This is a genomic window from Psychrobacillus sp. FSL K6-2843 (assembly GCF_038626375.1).
Classification (GTDB): Bacteria; Bacillota; Bacilli; order Bacillales_A; family Planococcaceae; genus Psychrobacillus; species Psychrobacillus faecigallinarum.
The window spans coordinates 69,315-88,315 of the sequence record NZ_CP152021.1 but is presented as its reverse complement, the minus strand read 5'-3'; the positions used below and the strand labels follow the sequence as shown (position 1 = coordinate 88,315).

Sequence of the window (19,001 nt, the reverse complement as noted above, 5' to 3'; positions counted from 1 at the left end):
GTTAACCCTCCACTTTCATATCGGTGCCTTTGCCCATTAAAGCATCCATCATTTTTGTCATTCTTGCAATCTCCATGACATCATGCACTCTTACTATATGACAGCCAAGCTGGACACCATAGCAAACAGTGGCTCCTGTGCCCTCCATTCGCTCGTCCACAGGTAAATTTAACACATTGCCAATCATGCGCTTACGGGATGTAGCAAGCAATACTGGGTAGCCCATATCCACTAGGTCAGCTAAATGCTGCATCATTAAAATATTTTGTTCGTGAGACTTCGCAAATCCAATACCGGGGTCTAACCAAATATTTTCATGAGGAATACCTGCTGACCTTGCAATTTGAATGCTTTCTTCTAAATCCCGCTTCGCTTCTGTCCAAAAATCTACATAGTCTTCATTATCTCGATTGTGCATTAGAATAATAGGGACATTCAATTCTGCTGCCACCTCGGCAATCTTGGTATCTCTCTTGGCTCCCCAAATATCATTAATAATGTGGGCACCAGCTTCTATAGCTGCTCTTGCAACAGTAGATTTATACGTATCAATAGAAATAATAGCATTTACCTGCTGACTGATAGCCTTAATGACAGGTACCACACGTGCAATTTCTTCTTCGTCAGATATGAGTGTGTATCCCGGTCTTGTAGATTCTCCTCCCACATCTATTATCTTTGCTCCTTCTGCCACCATTTGTTTTGCTCTAGCAACAGCTTGTTCTATCTCATTAAACTTTCCTCCATCTGAAAAAGAATCTGGCGTCACGTTTAGAATACCCATTATGATTGTTTCATTTCGAAAATCTAGAGTGACTCCTCCCATTTCAAGTGGATGCGAGTTGTATTGTAAATTCATGCTATGTCCTCCTTTCTCCCTCTATACATTCTACGTATTGTTTATGAAGCACTTTATAAACAGGGCCCTGGTTACCCAAAAACTGTTTCTCCCCAATACTTTTAATCGGAACTATTTCCTGAACTGCGTTTGTTATAAATACCTCATCCGCCAATTCTAGTTGAGACTTTGTATAAAGACCTTCCGCTATATCCATTGTACAGTTTTTTAAAATCCATTTCCTAGTCGTGCCATTTAAAATACCAGTCTCTACTGAGGGAGTATATACTTTACCGTCCTTCACCCAAAAGACATTAGAAGTAATGCCTTCTGCAACAAAACCTTCTGCATTTACAAAAATTCCTTCCTGCGTGGCCAAAGAATCTATTTCAAATCTAGCTTGAACATTGTTTGCAAAGTGATGGGATTTATGACGTATGGAGCTTTCTGGAGAATTTCTGACAGTCTTTAACCAAATTGCTGACTTCTCTTTTCCTCGTACGGTAGAAGGAAGAGGCTTTCGAAATATAATAACGGTTGGTTGAGGATAATCGCTTGGCTGAAGACCAATGTCATGAATGCCTGCAGAGACATTTAATCGAAAATATCCATCTTCCCCGTTATTCGCTGCTGTTAATAAATTCACAGCCTTCAGAATAGACTGCTTCTCATATGGTATTGCTATTCGAAAGTCTGACAGCGCCTTCGAGAGTCTTGACCAATGCTCGTCCCACAAAAAAACTTCGCCATTGTAAGTTCGAAACGTTTCGAAAAAACCTAGACCATACAAAAAGCCATGATCATAGGCTGATACTGTCAGTTCACTTGCTTTAAATAGCTGTCCATCCTTCCATGCCTCCATTTAAAGCATCTCCTTAGCGTAACAGTGATCTTTTACAAAATTTTGGATAAGCTTTTTCCCTTCCTCCGTCATAATAGATTCGGGATGGAATTGTACACCTTCTACCGCAAACTCTTTGTGACGCAGCCCCATTATTTCTCCCTCTTCCGTCCACGATGTAACTTCAAGACAGTCTGGAAGGGATTTTCTTTCCACTATTAAAGAATGATAGCGAGTAGCATGGAACGGGTTAGGCATATCCTTATTTACACCCTTATCATCATGAAAGACTAGAGACGTTTTCCCGTGCATCAATCGTTCTGCGCGAATTACTTTACCGCCAAAAGCTTGACCAATTGATTGATGCCCTAAACAAACCCCTAGTATAGGAATTTTTCCTGCGAAATAGGTTATTACATCTAAGCTAATGCCTGCCTCATTCGGAGTGCAAGGACCGGGAGACACCACGATGATTTGAGGTGACAATCGTTCAATCTCTTCTATAGAAAGCTCATCATTACGGACGACCCTTACCTCTACACCCTGCTCTCCGATGTATTGCACAAGGTTGTAGGTAAAAGAATCGTAGTTATCAATCATTAATATCATTTGCTTCCCCCTTCTGCCATTGCCTTCGCCTGCCATAATGCCTTCGCTTTGTTAATCGACTCCTTATATTCTGCGCTAGGCTTCGAATCAATCACAATACCTGCTCCAGCTTGAATATGTGCCATTCTATCTTGAATAAACGCCGTCCGGATAACAATATTAAGCTCTATATCCCCTGAATAACCAAGCCATCCTATAGAACCTGTATACAAACCTCTTCGCACAGGCTCTAATTCTTCAATTATTTCCATCGTTCTTATTTTAGGAGCGCCAGTAATAGTACCACCTGGGAACATTGCCCGTACTATATCTGCTTTTGTGACACCAGGACGTAACTCTCCTTTTACATTGGAGACGATATGCATGACATGAGAATATCGCTCAATCGCCATGAACTCATTCACTTCAACGGTGCCATAGGCAGAAACACGTCCTAAATCGTTCCGTTCCAAATCAACAAGCATTACATGCTCAGCACGCTCTTTTTCATTCTCAATCAGCTCATTAGCCAACAATATATCCTCTGCTTCGTCTTTTCCTCTAGATCTTGTACCAGCAATAGGACGTGTAGAAAGTTCCATTCCCTTTTTCTTCACTAACAGTTCTGGAGATCCCGATACAACAGCAAAGTCCGGAGAATGTATATACGCCATATAAGGAGAAGGATTGAAAGTACGTAATGCCTCATACATCTCGACGGGTGATGCCTTTAACTCTTTTGATTGGCGAACTGATAAATTAACTTGGAATACATCTCCTTGAGCAATATAATCTTGAATTTTTAGAGTAGCGGCTTTAAATTCCTCTGCACTAACAGATACATGTAGCTGAGCTGAATCCTCATGAAATTCCGTGGCAGCTCCCGGTAGAAATATTCTGGACGATATGCCCTGGTCAGCTGCCTGTCTGTATTGTTCCTCCATTTTAACTAAGTCCTCTTTACTGTTGGAGAGCTTCATCAGTGTTACCACTTCTGTCTCCACATCTAAAACAGCCCAGCAGTCTAGCAGGTAAAAATAGATATCCGGTATTTGCAAATCGTCTTTTGAGAGATTTGGTAGGGATTCTATCTTTCTAGCATAATCATAGCTAATAAAACCAGCAGCCCCTCCTTGAAAATCGGGAAGCTTTTCATCGTAAAGGATTTTATATTCAGCAATGAGTCGCTCTAGCTCCTCTAAAGGTTCACCTTCTCTAAATTCTTTTTCTCCTTCTCTCCAAACAATGTGGATTCCCTTCTCATCAGACTTGACAGTAGCTAAAGGATTCCATGCTGCAACAGAAAGATGCCCACCTCTCCCGCTCTCTAAGAACAAATGATGTGTTTCATTTTTGGTAAGTTCTTTATATCCATAAAAAAATGCCTCTTTAGACATTTGAAAAGAATGTGTATCAAGGTGTAATTCCACTATTTTTTATCCCCCTAAAAAAACAATCTGACTTCATCTTAACGCGAAACTGTTGCTTTTTGCCACAAAAAAGAGAGGAAGTAAATAAACTTCCTCTCATGAAATCAACTATTATGAAATTAACATCCCAAGCACTTAATTAGTCTTCGAATTGATAAAGAGGTGTGCTTAAGTAACGCTCACCGTTATCAGGGATAACAGCAAGAACTTTTTTACCTTTGCCAAGCTGTTTTGCCAGCTGAAGCGCTCCATATATAGCAGCTCCTGCAGATACTCCGCCTAAAATCCCTTCGTTTTTAGCTACTTCACGAGAAGTTGCATAAGCGTCCTCGTTAGAAACTTGAATAATGGAATTGTATAACTCTGTATCTAATACTTCTGGTACAAATCCTGCTCCAATTCCTTGGATTTTATGGGGTCCTGGTTTACCACCAGAAAGAACACTAGAATCTTTTGGTTCAACAGCAGCAATATGAATGTTTGGGAATTTTTCCTTCAACACGCCACCAGCACCTGTGATTGTACCACCAGTACCTATTCCTGCAACAAATCCATCTAATTGGTCAAACGCTTCAACAATTTCAGGACCAGTTGTTAAACGATGTACCTCTGGGTTAGCTGGGTTATTAAATTGTTGGGGCATGAACCAGCCATTTTTGTCCGCTAATTCTTGCGATTTCGCAATTGCTCCCTTCATACCGTCTGCTCCAGGAGTTAAAACTAATTCCGCACCGTAAGCACGAAGTAGGTTTCTACGCTCTAAGCTCATTGTATCAGGCATTACTAATACCGCTTTATACCCTTTAGCTGAGGCAATCATCGCAAGTCCAATCCCTGTGTTTCCGCTAGTCGGTTCGATAATAGTACTGTCAGCAGTTAATTTACCCGATTTTTCAGCATTTTCAATCATTGCTAGAGCAATACGGTCTTTTACGCTGCTACCTGGGTTGAAGTATTCTAATTTTACGTAAACTTCAGCATCTTCTGGGTTAGTCACTCTGTTTAGTTTGACAATCGGTGTTTTACCTATTAAATCCGCTACACTATTCGCTAACTTTGCCATTCTACGATTCACTCCTAATCCCTACTTGATTGATAGGTTTTATTTCCTATATCATATCAATCTTAGAGAACTACTGTCAATTAATACAGTTCGCCAAATAAAGTAAATTTTTTCGAGGTAAGATCCACTAAATTATTGGAGCCTCTCTTAATTTTATGCGACTTCAAACAAAAATAGTCTACCTACAATTCTCTCGATCAATACAAAACTACTTATTTTCTTTACGATAAATAAAAAGACAAAGAAAACCAAGAATTGAGATTCTCACTTTTCTTTGTCCATCGCCTATTGCATTAAAAAATATTTTTGTTTATTGTTCACCGTATATCCACTCTGCTTTATATTCCTGCCAGAATGATTCTTGAGTTACGGATTGGGGTATTTGGCTCAGCGCAAGCTCTCGCTTTATATGACCTTCTACTTCATCATAAGAGAAGGCTTGCCCTTCAAATATATTCTGTACAAGTGCTATCGCGTACCTGCCATCCTTAAGCTCAATTACCCCACTCGTTTTTCCTTCTTTAACCTTAGCTAAAGCTTCAACTATAGCCTCATCTATCGAATCAGTGCCTTTTGAAATGTAGCCGACATCTCCCCCTAAGCTCGCGGAGCTAGGATCTATGGAGCGCTCTCTTGCTAATCCATCAAAGGAAGAGCCATCCTTTAATTCTGTTAAAACAGCATTACCTTCCTCTTCTGTAGCAATATAAATTAAACTAGTACGATAGGAAGTTGGGATATTGTAGAGATTTTTGTTATTTTCATAGAAATCTTTCATCTCTTTCGCCTCTACGTTAATATCTTTTGCCAATACCTTTTCTAAAATTAGACGAGCGCGAATTTTTTTCCTTAATACCTCTTCGTCATATGCTTGAAGGGAAGTGTCTGTGCCTTCCCTTGTAGAACGTATTAATGCCAGTTCTAAATTTATTTCATCATCTGTTACCTTAATATCATTTTTCTTAGCTGCAGCTTCCATTACCTCTGCATTAACCATGTCCAAGAGTACTTCTTTCCCATACACCATTTCCATTGAAGCCATCCATTGCTCTTTCGTAATAACCTTTCCATCAACTGACGCGACTTCTTCAGATGCTTTTGCTTGTCGATCATTTGGTATTAACCAAGCTATAAACCAAAGTAGGTTGCCAAGTAAAAGTATACCAAGTACTACAAGTACCGGTTTAGTTTTTAAATGTCGTTTAGGTTGAGATGGAATATTATTATGAATTGATTTCATCGATAAAGGACTCCAGTTCATTTACTGAGTAATTATATTTTTCCATACAGAAGTGACAATGAGCCTCTGCTCCTCCGTCCTCTTCTATCATGTCCCGGATTTCACTTTCTCCTAAGCTAATAATAGCACTGCCAAATCGATCTTTAGAGCAATTACATTCAAACGCCACAGGCATATTATTTAATATTTGTACATTGTCCTCCCCTAAAATTTCAAACAATAGTTGCTCGGGAGTTAATCCTCTTTCGATTAACTTGGACACTGGTTCCATTTTATTTAAATGTTCTTCAATAATTGTAATTGTTTCATCATCTGTTCCTGGTAATAACTGAATGATAAATCCTCCAGCCGCCAAAATAGAGTTATCTGGATTTACTAAAACCCCTAACCCTACAGAGGAAGGAACCTGTTCAGATACTGCATAATAGTACGTGAAGTCCTCTGCTACTTCGCCAGAAACAATTGGTACTTGTCCTGTAAAGAAATCACGCATACCTAAATCCTTCACAACAGTCAAAGTACCTTCTGTTCCTACTGCACGACGAACATCCAGCTTACCAACGGCATTCAAGTCAAAATGTACTTGAGGATTGGTTACATATCCACGAACCTCACCTTTTGCATTGCTATCAATGATCATTGGACCAATAGGACCGTCGCCTTCCACTTTAACCGTTAACTTGTCCTCACCTTTTAACATTGCCCCCATCATAACGGCTGCTGTCATTGATCTACCAAGTGCTGCAGAGGCAGTTGGCCACGTTTGATGACGTCGTTGCGCCTCTCCTACTGTATCTGTTGTGCGAACTGCAAATGCTCGTACACTGCCTTCAAAAGCCAGAGCTCTTACTAAATAATCATTCATTTATTTTATACCTCTTTCTTCTAAATTTCGTTGATAAATTAAATATAACCCTTTCAATGTCAAGAAGGGATCAATGATATCCATGACAGTCGACTCATTTCCTATTAAAGAAGCTAGCCCTCCTGTGGAGATAACTTTTGGTGCCTTTTTAGAAACTTTTTTCATCCTATTTACGATGCCCTCAACCTGCCCCACATATCCAAAAACAATCCCTGACTGCATGGCAGAAACTGTGTTTTTTCCTATAACATGCTCGGGAGTAGTAAGTTCAATCCTAGGAAGTTTACTAGCCTTTTCAAACAATGCTTCTGTGGAGATTCCGATGCCGGGCGCTATTGCTCCTCCCATATACTCTCCTTTTTCGTTGACATAACAGTATGTTGTTGCTGTTCCAAAATCAACAATTATTAAAGGAGCACCATATTCATGAATTGCCGCTACTGCATTGACAATACGATCTGCACCGACCTCACGTGGGTTTTCATATTTTATATTTAATCCCGTCTTTATACCGGGACCTACTACTAAGGGTTTTATACCGAAATATTTTTTACACATTGCCTCTAATGAAAACATGATTGGTGGAACCACCGAGGAAATAATAATACCTTCTATTTGTTCAAAGGATATATTCACATGGGAAAAAAGTGCTTTGACCTGCATCCCGAATTCGTCCTCTGTTTTACGACGGTCTGTTTCCATTCTCCAGTGATGGATCAGCTGATCATCTTGATAAACTCCTAAAACAATGTTCGTATTTCCTGTATCAAGCACAAGTATCATGAAGCTTTTCCTCACTTTACGTAGATTTCCAAAACATCATACCATATTTCCCACGGAATAAAAAAGCTGAGTGACTCGTCTAATGACGAAAATCACTCAGCTTTTATATATTATTATTTATCTGTAGGTCGTTTTTCTTGAATTGGACCTGATGTATCATCTGGACGTTCCTCTTGAATAGGACCTGCCTCGCTAGTTTCTCCATCCTCTTTTGGTAAGTCACCAATAGTAGGGTCAGAAACTGCACCTGTAGCATCAGATTTCTCATCTTTACTTAAATCAACAGCTTGGTTATCTTGGTCGTATTCACGAACCGGAAGAGTTCCATGCTCTTGTAAATGTAAGATTTGAGCAGCATCTAACGTTTCAACCTCTAATAACGTATTTGCGATTAAATCTAACAAATCGCGTTTCTCTGTTAAAATCTGTTTAGTTCGTTCGTATTGCTCTTTAATCATCGTTTGCATTTCATGGTCGATTTCATAAGCAATCTTATCCGAATAGTTTTGCTCTGAGTTAAAGTCGCGGCCCAAGAATACATTTCCTCCTTGAGTTTGACCAAATTGCATTGGTCCTAACTTGTCACTCATACCATATTCAGTGACCATTTTTCTCACTATACCTGTCGCACGCTGGAAGTCATTGTGAGCACCTGTAGATACCTCTCCAAAGACGATATCCTCAGCAACACGTCCACCAAGTAATCCTGAAACTTTATCCAGAAGTTCTGGTTTAGTCATGAAGTAACGGTCTTCTTTTGGAAGCATTACTGCATATCCTCCAGCTTGCCCACGAGGGACAATGGTTACCTTATGAACGATCTCTGCGTCATCTAGAGTTAACCCAACAACTACGTGCCCAGCCTCATGGAAGGCAACAATTTTACGTTCTTTTGGCGATATAACCTTACCTGATTTAGCTGGTCCAGCGATAACGCGATCCGTTGCTTCATCAATATCAGACATATCGATTTTTTTCTTATTTCTTCTAGCAGCAACAAGTGCAGCCTCGTTCAATAAGTTTTCTAAATCTGCTCCTGAGAATCCTGGTGTGCGTTGAGCAATCGCTTTCAAGTCCACTGTGTCATCTAAAGGCTTGTTACGTGCATGTACTTGAAGTACTGCTTCACGGCCCTTCACGTCCGGGCGACCTACAGTAATCTGACGGTCAAAGCGTCCAGGACGAAGAAGTGCTGGGTCTAAAATATCTGGTCTGTTTGTAGCCGCAATGATAATAATACCTTCATTTGCTCCAAAACCATCCATCTCAACTAGCAATTGGTTTAGTGTTTGCTCACGCTCATCGTGACCTCCACCAAGACCTGCTCCACGTTGACGACCAACTGCATCAATTTCATCGATGAAAATGATACATGGCGCATTTTTCTTCGCATTCTCAAACAAATCACGTACTCGTGATGCCCCGACACCGACGAACATTTCAACAAAATCAGAACCACTGATTGAGAAGAAAGGTACTCCAGCTTCGCCAGCTACAGCACGAGCAAGTAATGTTTTACCAGTACCTGGGGGACCTACCAAAAGAATCCCTTTCGGTATACGTGCTCCAATTTCCACGAATTTGCGTGGATCTTTTAAGAAATCTACAACTTCTACTAGTTCTGCTTTTTCTTCATCTGCACCTGCAACATCTGGGAATTTAACTTTTTTCTTGTCGTTATCATACAGTTTTGCCTTACTCTTACCGAAGTTCATCACACGGTTACCACCGCCCTGAGATTGGCTCAATAAGAAGAAGAATAAAATGATGATAATCAAGAAAGGTAGTAAGCCAGTGAAGAATTGTACCCAGCCACTTGTTTTAGAAGTTTCAATTACATCAATTTTCACTGAATTTGCTGTTGCTAGTGAATCTATTCTATCTAGCAATTTTTCACTATTATAAGGAAGTTTAGTTAAAAACTTTTCTCCTTCCTCATATCCTTTCATGGAACCTTCTACAAAGTAAACACCTTGTTCTGGTTGCATTGAAAAGTTGGTAACATCACCTTTTGAAAGTGAAGTCATAAATTCATCATAGCGAATATTTTTAGTAGGGGTATTATTTGTGTTAAACGTAGCAAAAATACCTACAATCACAAAAAATATCAATAAATACAATATGGCGTAGCGCAATGCTCGATTCATTCCTAGCCTCCTCACAAGGTAAACAGAAAAACTAATGATTATCTTAACATACGTTTTTTTTGGCGTACAATGAAAAGCCTTCTTAAAAAGGAACTTAAATTTAAGGCTATGTCCTCTATTGCTGTTTTTCTTTCAAAATTCTAATTTTGCTAGAAATGAGCAATTAGACGTTTACAAAACCTAGCTTAAAAAGAATAAACTTCTTTTTTTAGCACACCAACATATGGTAAGTTTCGGTATTTTTCTGCATAATCTAATCCGTAACCAACAACAAATGCATCTGGGACATTAAAACCAACATAATCTGCTTCTAAATCTACTTTTCTACCCGTAGGCTTATCCAACAGTGTGACAATTTTAATTGATTTTGCTTTGCGGTACTTAAATAGGTCCACTAAATAGCTTAACGTCATACCGCTATCAATGATATCCTCAATAATTAGAATATCGCGCCCTTCCACACTTGTATTCAAGTCTTTTACAATTTTTACTTCTCCGGAAGAAACAGTAGCATTTCCATAACTAGAAACATCCATATAGTCCATTTCAATATATGTATCTACACGTTTCATCAAATCAGACATAAATGGCATTGCACCTTTCAAGATTCCTATTGCAAGTGGAAACTTGTCCGCATAGTCAGCAGTCAGTTGTGCCCCAAGCTCAATTGTTTTCTCTTGAATCTGTTCTTCTGTCAATAAAATCTCTAGTATGTCTTTCTCTAGCATTTTTTAGTCCCCCTAATGATTAATACGCTTTAAATACATTACATAATTTTGCGAGTTGTATTGCTTCGAAAATTGTTCTCCATAGCGTAAGCCAATTACTGCAATTATATCATTTTTAGCTGTTACTAGTAATGGCCAAGATAAACGGGCCTCAGGAGAGATTTTCTCATCGATAAATAAACGGGAAACTTTTTTAGAGGAGGACATTCCTTTGATATGGATCCGGTCGCCCTGAGTCTTTTGTCTAATAGTAAGCGGCAAAGATTCACCCTCTAATTGTACAAAATACTTTTCACCGGTAATTTGGTCTGTTAAATTTCTCGTCAAGTAGATGAAAAAACCTGCACCACAATCAATCCAACAATCTTCCTTCATTACAATTTCCTGACTAACTACAGGTTCCTTATGATACGGAGTAAATTGTATGTGATTGTAATGGCGTGTGAGAGTAACAGCATTTGGCAAGTTTAATACTGTGTTGCCATCATGATTATTGCAAGCTGTAAGAATGGATTCAATCATTCGATCGTTAAGTAGTATATCGGAGTTTTTGTATAGATACTCTAATAGTAGTAGAATCACTCTTCTTTGTAAAGCAATGGGAACTGTAGAAAAGCTTACAGAATCTATAACAAATACCCCTTCCTCATTAACTGTCACAAGCTGTTCATACTTTTCATTAGCCACCTCTTGAAGATACTCTTCATCCTGAAGCTGTTTTTCTACGAAATTCATTATTCGATCGCTTACATTTGGATTTTCTTCCTTCAAGAGAGGCACTAATCGATGACGGATTCGATTTCTTGTATATGTATGTTTGTCATTGCTTGGGTCATGTCTATGAAGTTGATTTTTGTCTAAAAGATATTCTTCAATTTCTTGCTTTGTAACTCCTAAAAAAGGACGGATAATTTGTCCCCTAGAAAAAGGCCTTTTTTTAGGTATCCCGGTAATAGTGGAACTATTAGTACCTCGGATTAGAGACATTAAGACAGTTTCAATTTGATCGTCAGCATGATGCCCTAGTAAAAGCTTATCGTAACTATTGGTATTCATAACGTGATTAAAGAAGGCATACCGTTCTTCTCTACAAATTACTTGGACATTGCCCCCCTCTTCCTCCACTCTTCGCATAACCTCTAATGCTGCAGAATAGAAAGGAAGGTTTAACTGATTCGCCAACTCTTTAACGAATTCCATATCTTCTGCAGATTCCTTACCTCTTAACTGATGGTCAGTATGAACAATGCCTAACTCACAATGATAAAAGCTTTCCAATTCCTTCATCGCAAGTACAATAGCAACAGAGTCTGTTCCACCAGAACAAGCGATAAGAAGACGCTCTTCTTTCTCAATCAATCGGTATCGGTCTATATATTGCTTCACCTTCCGAACGAATGAATGCATCTTCTCATCTCTCCCTTCAATCTATCTACATAATTCTCTTCTATATAAGCATTTATACTAGTCTAGTGTACCATTTTTTCATGGAACTTAGATGCTTGTCTAGGTGAAAATATTGACCATTCCGGAACAGTATGCTTTACGTGCATAAAAATAACCGTGCGATCATCTCCTGGTAATGAGTAAGTTTCTTCTAATATTTTTACGAATTTCTCTGCGTTCATAGAAGGATCCTGTAATACTTTTTTATAATATGCCTCCTGCTTCTCTATAGTTGTATTTGCTGAAAACACCCCATCCGATAACATTAATAATATATCGCCGTCCTTAATATCGACCTTTCTCGCCTCTATCGAGAACGTAGGTAAGAAGCCGAATGGAACGTGTTTACTTTCTATTTTCCTCATCTCATTTCCTCGAATTAGATAAGTAGACATACTGCCTGCTTTCCAAGACCATAGTTCCCCCTTCTGAAGATCAATTAGTGCCAGATCAACGGTTGCGTAGCTATCAGAGTCATCCTGTAGGCTCATCATATAATGCAACGTATGCATGGTCGTTTCAGGATCCATTTTTTTGTTAAGGCATTCTCTCATAAATTGCATAACCCTTCTGCTTTCACGGTGTGCTTCTACATTGTTGCCCATTCCATCCGATAAAATAACTGCAAGTAATCCGGGATGTAAAGGAAATACAGCATGAGCATCCCCAGAATAGATTGTATTTCTACTTGAGGAAGTAAATATATCGTGGGAAATATTAAATCTAACGGATGATTTAAATGTCATTTGAATATGCTCATACGGCTGATGCACTTCTTTCATGGAGGTTATCTCAAAAGGCTCCTTCCATAGTTCATAGAGGATTGGTATGATCAATCGTTCGCCTATCATTTTGCCTCTCGACTCTACTGGCAAACAGCAGACTACCTCCATCTGTCCTACATCAATATTTAAAATGTCTATTTGATAAAACGGAATATTACATTGTTGAAATTTTTGCTTCACTTCCTCTTCATGTGATGTATATAACGATACATTATTTTCTAAGTTGTTCATTAGCTCACTCATATGATTTCCCATATCTCTCAGCTTTAGTGCGAACATTTTCTTACCGTGCTGCATTTCATATGCTAGCTGTCTTTTCGCCTCTCTTTCCTTTAACTCTTGCAATATTTGAAGTGGTTTAACGCATTTATATTGCATCTTCTTCTCCAGCTGAATTCTCGCTTTTCTTGGTTGGTCCTCCCATTGTTGTATAAGACTCGGTATTCCGTTAGATTTCTCCCCCCAACATTTTTCATAATGAAAGCAAGACTGACAAGCTGCTAATGGCTCCACTACTTCCTCGGTTGCCGATTTAGGTTCAAAACGATCCGATATAAAACGTGTGATAAAATCTACAAAATGCTGAAATTCCTGTAGCTGATGATTCACCTTCTCTGTCATCCACTTTTGCCTTCTCAAAAGGACATGAGTCGTATCTGGGTATAGCTGCTCCTTCACATCTTTAATCCACTTCGAGGGAATCATAAAAAAGATTAGTGAGGCGGCTACTAGAGAACCGATATAAACGGAATCTAATGGCAGTGTATGATCATATAAGATAAAGAAAAAAGTTGCACCTAGCATACTAAATGCTTGCCAAAGCCGGCCAAATCTTTTGTGCAAGCCTGCTAAAAAACCAGTCAAGGCATAAACGGCAATCATTCCACTGAAGCTTAAGGTGGAGATACTTAATATCGTACCTGCCAGGACTGCTACAACAGTAGAAAGCTGAACACCCCCTACCGCGGCAGCTACAACAATTACTAAATGCGCAATAATTAACGGAACAGAGACGTAACCAACTATTAAAGAAGACATGCCAGTCAAGACTAATGCCCCTATCAATAAAGCTGATCCCATCCTTTCCATAGTCCATCTCTTATGGAGGAACTCAGGTAAAGGAAGAAATAACTGAAATAAAAAGATAGTCATGAACAAACTTAAGATTCCCTCATAGCCTATAGCTAACAAAATAGACATTGGAACGGCGCCGCCATACGATACAAATTGCCAAATCAATTGAATAAGGACAACATCTATCAGGACAAATAAAGGTATTGGGATTTTCTCTATAAACCTTTTTCCTTGAAGTGTAAAAAATACCGCTTGAAATACATGGATTAGTAATTGTCCTAGCCCAAGCGTCATACTACCCAAAAGTGCTCCTGCAAACGTCCAAGGTATAAAACGTTGAAACCTTAAATTAACCAACGCCCATATAGGTAAGAAAAATGGGACCGATGCCTCGAATAGAACAACCTGGGCTAAGAAAAAAGAAAGAACAAAGAATGTGACCATTAAAGAGATGGTGACCTTTCTTGCCTGAATATTTTCTACTACCCTTCTCCACGCAAAGCTTCTTTTTTGTTCTTGTTCGTAAATCGTTTTCATATTTGTATACCTCCCTATTCAACTCATGTTCGAAGTATACCTACTGCATTTCAAAAAGTATGTCTCTTCCTGACACTCCTCTCAAAAACTTTTCGACCTGATATACCATGATTTGAATATTAAAATATGAGGCCTACACTTAAGGTCCATACTTCTTTAAAAACCTAGTAATTTAGGTGCTTTTGCAGCCACGTAAATTGTCAGTTTTTTTTGTAGATATATTTTTTAAAATATCTTTTCAAAAAAGTATTGACACTTTGTCCAAACGCTTGTAATATGATATTTGTTCGTTAAAACGGCGGCCTAGCTCAGCTGGCTAGAGCGTACGGTTCATACCCGTGAGGTCGGGGGTTCGATCCCCTCGGCCGCCATTATACGGCCCCTTGGTCAAGCGGTTAAGACACCGCCCTTTCACGGCGGTAACACGGGTTCGAATCCCGTAGGGGTCATCTTAAAAAGAGGTTGCACAAATGCAGCCTCTTTTTTGCTATCCTTTAATAAAAGGGGGCAAGAAAGTGTTTAAGGAAAAAAACGATCCAATTGCAGTGGCTAATCACTTTATTCAGCAATATTATCCTCACTGTCAGGGTGCCATTTTGGCTGGGAGTATTGTTCGTGGAGAAGGTACTTCCACATCTGACTTGGATATTGTAATTTTTGATAATAGTATTCTTTCAGCTTTTAGAGAGTCCTTTTATGTAGAAGGGTGGCCTGTAGAAGTATTTATCCATAATTTAAGTTCCTACAAACATTACTTTGAGTTGGATTGCGAGAGGGCTAAGCCATCGCTTCCGAAGATGATAGTCGAGGGAATGGTTTTAAAGGATGATGGGTTATTATCGTCTATTCAAGGAGAAGCCCGCTTGTTATTGTCGAATGGACCGAAGGAATGGTCAAAAGCTACCATTACATTGAAGCGCTATTTTCTTACAGATGTTTTAGACGATTTTATCGGAAGTACAACCCCCGAAGAGGATATCTTTATTGTCCATACCCTCCTAGAGCTAGCTAGCGAATTTGTGTTAAGAGTGAATCGTCAGTGGGTTGGTACTTCTAAGTGGGGATATCGCGCATTGAAGCAATTTGACGAATCGTTTGCTCATAAATTTATTGAAGTCTTCGACGCCTATTACAAGCATCGGGATAAAGTAAAAATTATCGAGCTTGTCGACGAAATACTAGAACCATTTGGTGGTCGCTTGTTTGAAGGTTTTTCATTAGGTAAATCTACCAGTAACGATCACTAACCGTTTTCCGACATAGAAAAGTACTTATTTTGTTTTGAGCCAACCAAATATAGGCCCACTATAAAGTGGGCTCAAACTGTATACATTTTCAAAGAGGTCGGAGTTTCTCTATGAGAAATTTTCTTCACAATCTGTATTCTGCACTTCTTAAAGCCCTAAAGCTCTATCTATTAATTAATGTCTCCGACATAGACCTGTGCTTTTCCTTCCTTAAAATAAGTAACTATATGTTGTCTCAAGCCTTTAGGAGAAAAATTATATTCCATTAGCTGGAAATAGGTATCCACTCTAAACCGATTTGGCCTCTATCAGGTAAAGTACTTTTTGCGAAGTTTAACGGCTCGACTTTACATAAAAACATAAACTCCGTCTGATGATAATCTCCGTGTCTCCCTGCTAATTCATGGTTCTTCCCAATATATTCTCGCACAAATATTATATCTCCAATGATAATCTCTGCTCCTGCCTCTTCCCTACACTCTCTTTTGAGGGCTTCATGTAAAATTTCCCCCGTCTCTTGCCCTCCTCCCGGCAAAATATAGTAGATTTCATTATTTTCATGGAGCTTATAACTAATATTCTCTTATCATCAATTATAATAGCCTTCGCTGAGTTTCTCTTTATCATTCATTAATCCCCCTAGCATACTTCTTTCCCAAAATTTTATTAATCTCCTAAACATTAAAAACCCGCAGACCATATATTGCTTTCAAATTGGTCTACGGGTTGCAATTTTAACTATGAATTTAACTACTATAGCCTGGTGAAATCTGTTTTTGATGATGTAGGTCGTGCTCCAGGAAGTCAGTGAAATAGTTGCGTATAGTGCTGGAATGATCCCCAATATAAAAATATTTATCCCATTCTATTTCATCAATCTTCTTAAGCTCTCCCATGATGGCTTTGCGCTGTTCTTTTGCATGAGCAATGGTTTCTTTAAATGTTTGTTCATTAGCAAGGGCTGCAGCTTTTGCATTGAAGTCTTCGAAATTTGGATACGCTTGATGTTTTTCTCCTTCTTTCATTAAAGGTAGACGTTCCTGTAACGTAAACTTGTCCCATTCCGCCATATGCATAATAATTTCATTTGGCGTCCATTTTCCTTCACGGTAAGGAGTGTTCCCTTCTTCTTCACTTAAGCTCTCAAGAGAATCCAACCACTCTAAATATTGCTGATGCGCTTTTAGTATTTCATCTTTAGTCATGCTTTGCCTCCTAAACTGATAGTTCGTAATATTTAACTACCCAATCACTCTACAATTAATCATTTTTCATTTAAGTCAATTCACATTTCCCATGAGATAAACCCAAAGTACGGGTGCCGTTAGGGGTTCTTGTCTGTATCGAACATTCAACTAGATGCTTGTGTGTTCTATTAATAAAATTCATTTATTTTAAATTACATATATATTTTACCTCATTTGTTCCAATAGTGAAAATATTTACCATACAAAAAAGGCGTTAGCCATGCTAACACCTTTCCACATCTATTAAACATTTTTTCTACCGATAAAACAGACAGCATATTATCCTCGTTTTGCGCCTCTACCACCGCGTTTAGACTCTGTTGCGCGTTTTAACGTAGACAAACGATCTTCACTATCCTTTAAGAATCTTGCCATTTTTTGCTCAAAATTCTCTTTGCTCGGACGATCACGATCGTTCGGGCGGTTATTATTGCGTGGACGCTGAGGACGTTCTGGTCTCTCTGGTCTTTCTGCTTGTGGCTTTGCTTTACGAATAGATAAGCCGATTTTGCCATCCGCTTCAACATTCATCACTTTTACTTCGACCATATCGCCTACTTTTAAATGCTCATTAATATCCTTCACATAGTTATCTGCAACTTCACTAATGTGAACTAGACCTGTTGAGCCCCCAGGAAGCTCAACGAACGCTCCGAAGTTAGTGATTCCTGTTACTTTACCTTGTACCTTGCTGCCTACTTCAATTGACATAAAAAAAATGCTCCTCCTTAGAATTTAAGCGGTTCTTTATAAATGAATTTGTATATTTTTTATACAGACCCTATCTTTTATTATAGCTAACAAAAAAAGAGTGTCAACAAGACCACTCTCTTCAAGTTAGATTTTTTATGTTATTTGTCACTTTCCTCTGGTAAGGAGAAGATAATTTCTCCTTCTTCTGAAAGGAAAAATTCTTTTCTTAATAGCTTCCCAATGTATTCATCATCGTTTAACTTAGATATTTGAATTTTAAGCATTTCTTGGTCTTCTTGCGCTTTTGCCAGTTCTTCTTCTACCTGCACCTGCTGTTCTTTTTTCTCAGCCAAGGTTTGATGACTGTTAACCAAGATGGTAACTAAAAATCCTATTACTGCTATAGAAACAATGAAGAAACTTACTAAGCGTCTAAACAACCGAACTTTTTTAGATTTAATACGAGAATCGCGACGTTGAACAGAGCGTAAATAGTCTGTATTTATAGATGCCACTTGTTTTTCGTATGGTTCTTCTTTTATTTGCCTCTGTCTCACATCGTTCTCTCCTATCTTTTCTTAGATTTCTTGTATCTTTTATTATAACTCATTTTTGGCAATTTCTGTAGGGCCAATTGCTTTATTTTTTTATATAGAATAAGAAACGGCGTTAGGATAAAACGAATAATGAATAGTATTAAATGCATAATTTTTCTAAGAATCGTCAAAATGATACGAATTATAAACCAAATCGGCATTACTACTAAACGCAAAAAGATTCTTCCAGCTAGTCGAAAGACGGGCTGAAAAAATAACTGATACAGGAGAATTCCAAATACTTGAGCAAGTGGATCATAAATTCTCCATATCCCGTCGCGTACATTGAAAAGAATATAAAAGGTTGCTAGTCCCATAAGAATCCAGACTATTATTTCTAAAATTACTCGGTATTTAAAAACAAAGGAACGCCTCGGAGTATGCTCCGTTATAAATCGCGTTCCTTCGATTATTGCACCTACTAAGATACCACTAGCAATCATTAATAATAAACTATAAAACTGTAGAGAAAGTGTCATCCGAATAATTTATGAAGTAATCCTCTAGCGCCGTCTGAACTTTGTTCCTCATCATACTCCATTGATCGTACAATGCCCTCCAAAGTTAGAAGCCCTTTATCAACATCTAGATGGACAATCTTCAAGTCCTCTCCTTTAATATGAAGGGTTCCTTGAGATGTACGTACATAAAACTCTTGCTGATCAAATCGTTCGATTGTTTTTACAGATGTTAAGTCCATTCTTTTACGATTTCTTAGTGAAATTAAATGATCCCCCGACGGAATTGTGATAGTTTGATTCTCTGCTTGATATTGCATATACTCTCTCCTCTCCTTGTCCTAATCTATTGTATGCAGCATTGAAAAGATGCATGACTTGTTATCACGCTTTTT

The 19,001-nt window shown here is 38.5% G+C and carries 19 protein-coding genes and 2 tRNA genes; 3 read left to right on the top strand and 18 right to left on the bottom strand.

The window, feature by feature from the left end; genetic code table 11:
- Window position 1: 1 nt before the first annotated feature.
- From folP to MKY94_RS00380, 12 genes are all read right to left on the bottom strand, one after another.
- Complete coding sequence (folP, locus tag MKY94_RS00435; protein WP_342577790.1) at window positions 2-859, bottom strand: dihydropteroate synthase; 858 nt, start codon at window positions 857-859, stop codon at window positions 2-4.
- 1 nt (window position 860) lies between these two features.
- Window positions 861-1,700: an aminodeoxychorismate lyase gene (pabC, locus tag MKY94_RS00430; protein ID WP_151111826.1), complete on the bottom strand. Its 840-nt coding sequence runs from the start codon at window positions 1,698-1,700 to the stop codon at window positions 861-863.
- On the bottom strand, window positions 1,701-2,288 hold the full coding sequence (gene pabA, locus MKY94_RS00425; protein ID WP_342577788.1) for an aminodeoxychorismate/anthranilate synthase component II: 588 nt from the start codon (window positions 2,286-2,288) through the stop codon (window positions 1,701-1,703).
- Entirely contained in the window at window positions 2,285-3,664 is a 1,380-nt protein-coding gene (locus MKY94_RS00420; RefSeq protein WP_342578637.1) for an anthranilate synthase component I family protein, read from the bottom strand. Before MKY94_RS00420 ends, pabA begins: the two co-directional genes overlap by 4 nt.
- A 172-nt stretch (window positions 3,665-3,836) precedes the next feature.
- Window positions 3,837-4,760 (bottom strand): cysteine synthase A, encoded by a 924-nt coding sequence (gene cysK / locus MKY94_RS00415; RefSeq protein ID WP_144541485.1) that lies wholly within the window; start codon window positions 4,758-4,760, stop codon window positions 3,837-3,839.
- Between the two features lie 310 nt (window positions 4,761-5,070).
- Window positions 5,071-6,000 carry a peptidyl-prolyl cis-trans isomerase gene (locus MKY94_RS00410; protein ID WP_151111832.1) on the bottom strand — a complete coding sequence of 310 codons (930 nt, stop codon included), beginning with the start codon at window positions 5,998-6,000 and terminating at the stop codon, window positions 5,071-5,073.
- Window positions 5,984-6,865 carry an Hsp33 family molecular chaperone HslO gene (hslO, locus tag MKY94_RS00405; protein WP_151111834.1) on the bottom strand — a complete coding sequence of 294 codons (882 nt, stop codon included), beginning with the start codon at window positions 6,863-6,865 and terminating at the stop codon, window positions 5,984-5,986. The genes MKY94_RS00410 and hslO overlap by 17 nt, the downstream gene beginning before the upstream one ends.
- A complete protein-coding gene (locus MKY94_RS00400; protein WP_144541491.1) occupies window positions 6,866-7,648 on the bottom strand; it encodes a type III pantothenate kinase in 783 nt (260 codons plus the stop codon). It lies immediately after the preceding gene.
- 113 nt (window positions 7,649-7,761) lie between these two features.
- A complete protein-coding gene (gene ftsH, locus MKY94_RS00395; protein ID WP_144541493.1) occupies window positions 7,762-9,795 on the bottom strand; it encodes an ATP-dependent zinc metalloprotease FtsH in 2,034 nt (677 codons plus the stop codon).
- A gap of 185 nt (window positions 9,796-9,980) precedes the next feature.
- Window positions 9,981-10,523 (bottom strand): hypoxanthine phosphoribosyltransferase, encoded by a 543-nt coding sequence (gene hpt, locus MKY94_RS00390; RefSeq protein WP_144541496.1) that lies wholly within the window; start codon window positions 10,521-10,523, stop codon window positions 9,981-9,983.
- A gap of 12 nt (window positions 10,524-10,535) precedes the next feature.
- Window positions 10,536-11,930 carry a tRNA lysidine(34) synthetase TilS gene (tilS, locus tag MKY94_RS00385; protein ID WP_151111838.1) on the bottom strand — a complete coding sequence of 465 codons (1,395 nt, stop codon included), beginning with the start codon at window positions 11,928-11,930 and terminating at the stop codon, window positions 10,536-10,538.
- Window positions 11,931-11,992: 62 nt separating this feature from the next.
- Window positions 11,993-14,365 (bottom strand): SpoIIE family protein phosphatase, encoded by a 2,373-nt coding sequence (locus tag MKY94_RS00380; RefSeq protein ID WP_144541500.1) that lies wholly within the window; start codon window positions 14,363-14,365, stop codon window positions 11,993-11,995.
- 297 nt (window positions 14,366-14,662) lie between these two features.
- Here MKY94_RS00380 and MKY94_RS00375 point away from each other — a divergent pair.
- The 3 genes from MKY94_RS00375 (at window position 14,663) to MKY94_RS00365 (ending at window position 15,612) form a co-directional block, all read left to right on the top strand.
- A tRNA-Met gene (locus MKY94_RS00375) sits at window positions 14,663-14,736 on the top strand.
- A gap of 6 nt (window positions 14,737-14,742) precedes the next feature.
- A tRNA-Glu gene (locus tag MKY94_RS00370) sits at window positions 14,743-14,814 on the top strand.
- Window positions 14,815-14,880: 66 nt separating this feature from the next.
- Window positions 14,881-15,612: a nucleotidyltransferase domain-containing protein gene (locus MKY94_RS00365; RefSeq protein WP_154311957.1), complete on the top strand. Its 732-nt coding sequence runs from the start codon at window positions 14,881-14,883 to the stop codon at window positions 15,610-15,612.
- 435 nt (window positions 15,613-16,047) lie between these two features.
- On the opposite strand, the gene MKY94_RS00360 is transcribed toward MKY94_RS00365, so the two are convergent.
- From MKY94_RS00360 to yabP, 6 genes are all read right to left on the bottom strand, one after another.
- Window positions 16,048-16,239 carry a hypothetical protein gene (locus tag MKY94_RS00360; protein ID WP_342577787.1) on the bottom strand — a complete coding sequence of 64 codons (192 nt, stop codon included), beginning with the start codon at window positions 16,237-16,239 and terminating at the stop codon, window positions 16,048-16,050.
- 119 nt (window positions 16,240-16,358) lie between these two features.
- Window positions 16,359-16,817, bottom strand: coding sequence for a DinB family protein (locus MKY94_RS00355; RefSeq protein ID WP_151111847.1), 459 nt, complete (start codon window positions 16,815-16,817; stop codon window positions 16,359-16,361).
- Between the two features lie 321 nt (window positions 16,818-17,138).
- Complete coding sequence (locus MKY94_RS00350; protein ID WP_144541508.1) at window positions 17,139-17,570, bottom strand: S1 domain-containing RNA-binding protein; 432 nt, start codon at window positions 17,568-17,570, stop codon at window positions 17,139-17,141.
- A gap of 140 nt (window positions 17,571-17,710) precedes the next feature.
- A complete protein-coding gene (locus tag MKY94_RS00345) occupies window positions 17,711-18,109 on the bottom strand; it encodes a septum formation initiator family protein (protein ID WP_225321614.1) in 399 nt (132 codons plus the stop codon).
- A gap of 11 nt (window positions 18,110-18,120) precedes the next feature.
- Window positions 18,121-18,627 (bottom strand): spore cortex biosynthesis protein YabQ, encoded by a 507-nt coding sequence (gene yabQ, locus MKY94_RS00340; protein WP_144541510.1) that lies wholly within the window; start codon window positions 18,625-18,627, stop codon window positions 18,121-18,123.
- On the bottom strand, window positions 18,624-18,926 hold the full coding sequence (yabP, locus tag MKY94_RS00335; protein WP_144541512.1) for a sporulation protein YabP: 303 nt from the start codon (window positions 18,924-18,926) through the stop codon (window positions 18,624-18,626). Before yabP ends, yabQ begins: the two co-directional genes overlap by 4 nt.
- Between the last annotated feature and the right edge of the window lie 75 nt (window positions 18,927-19,001).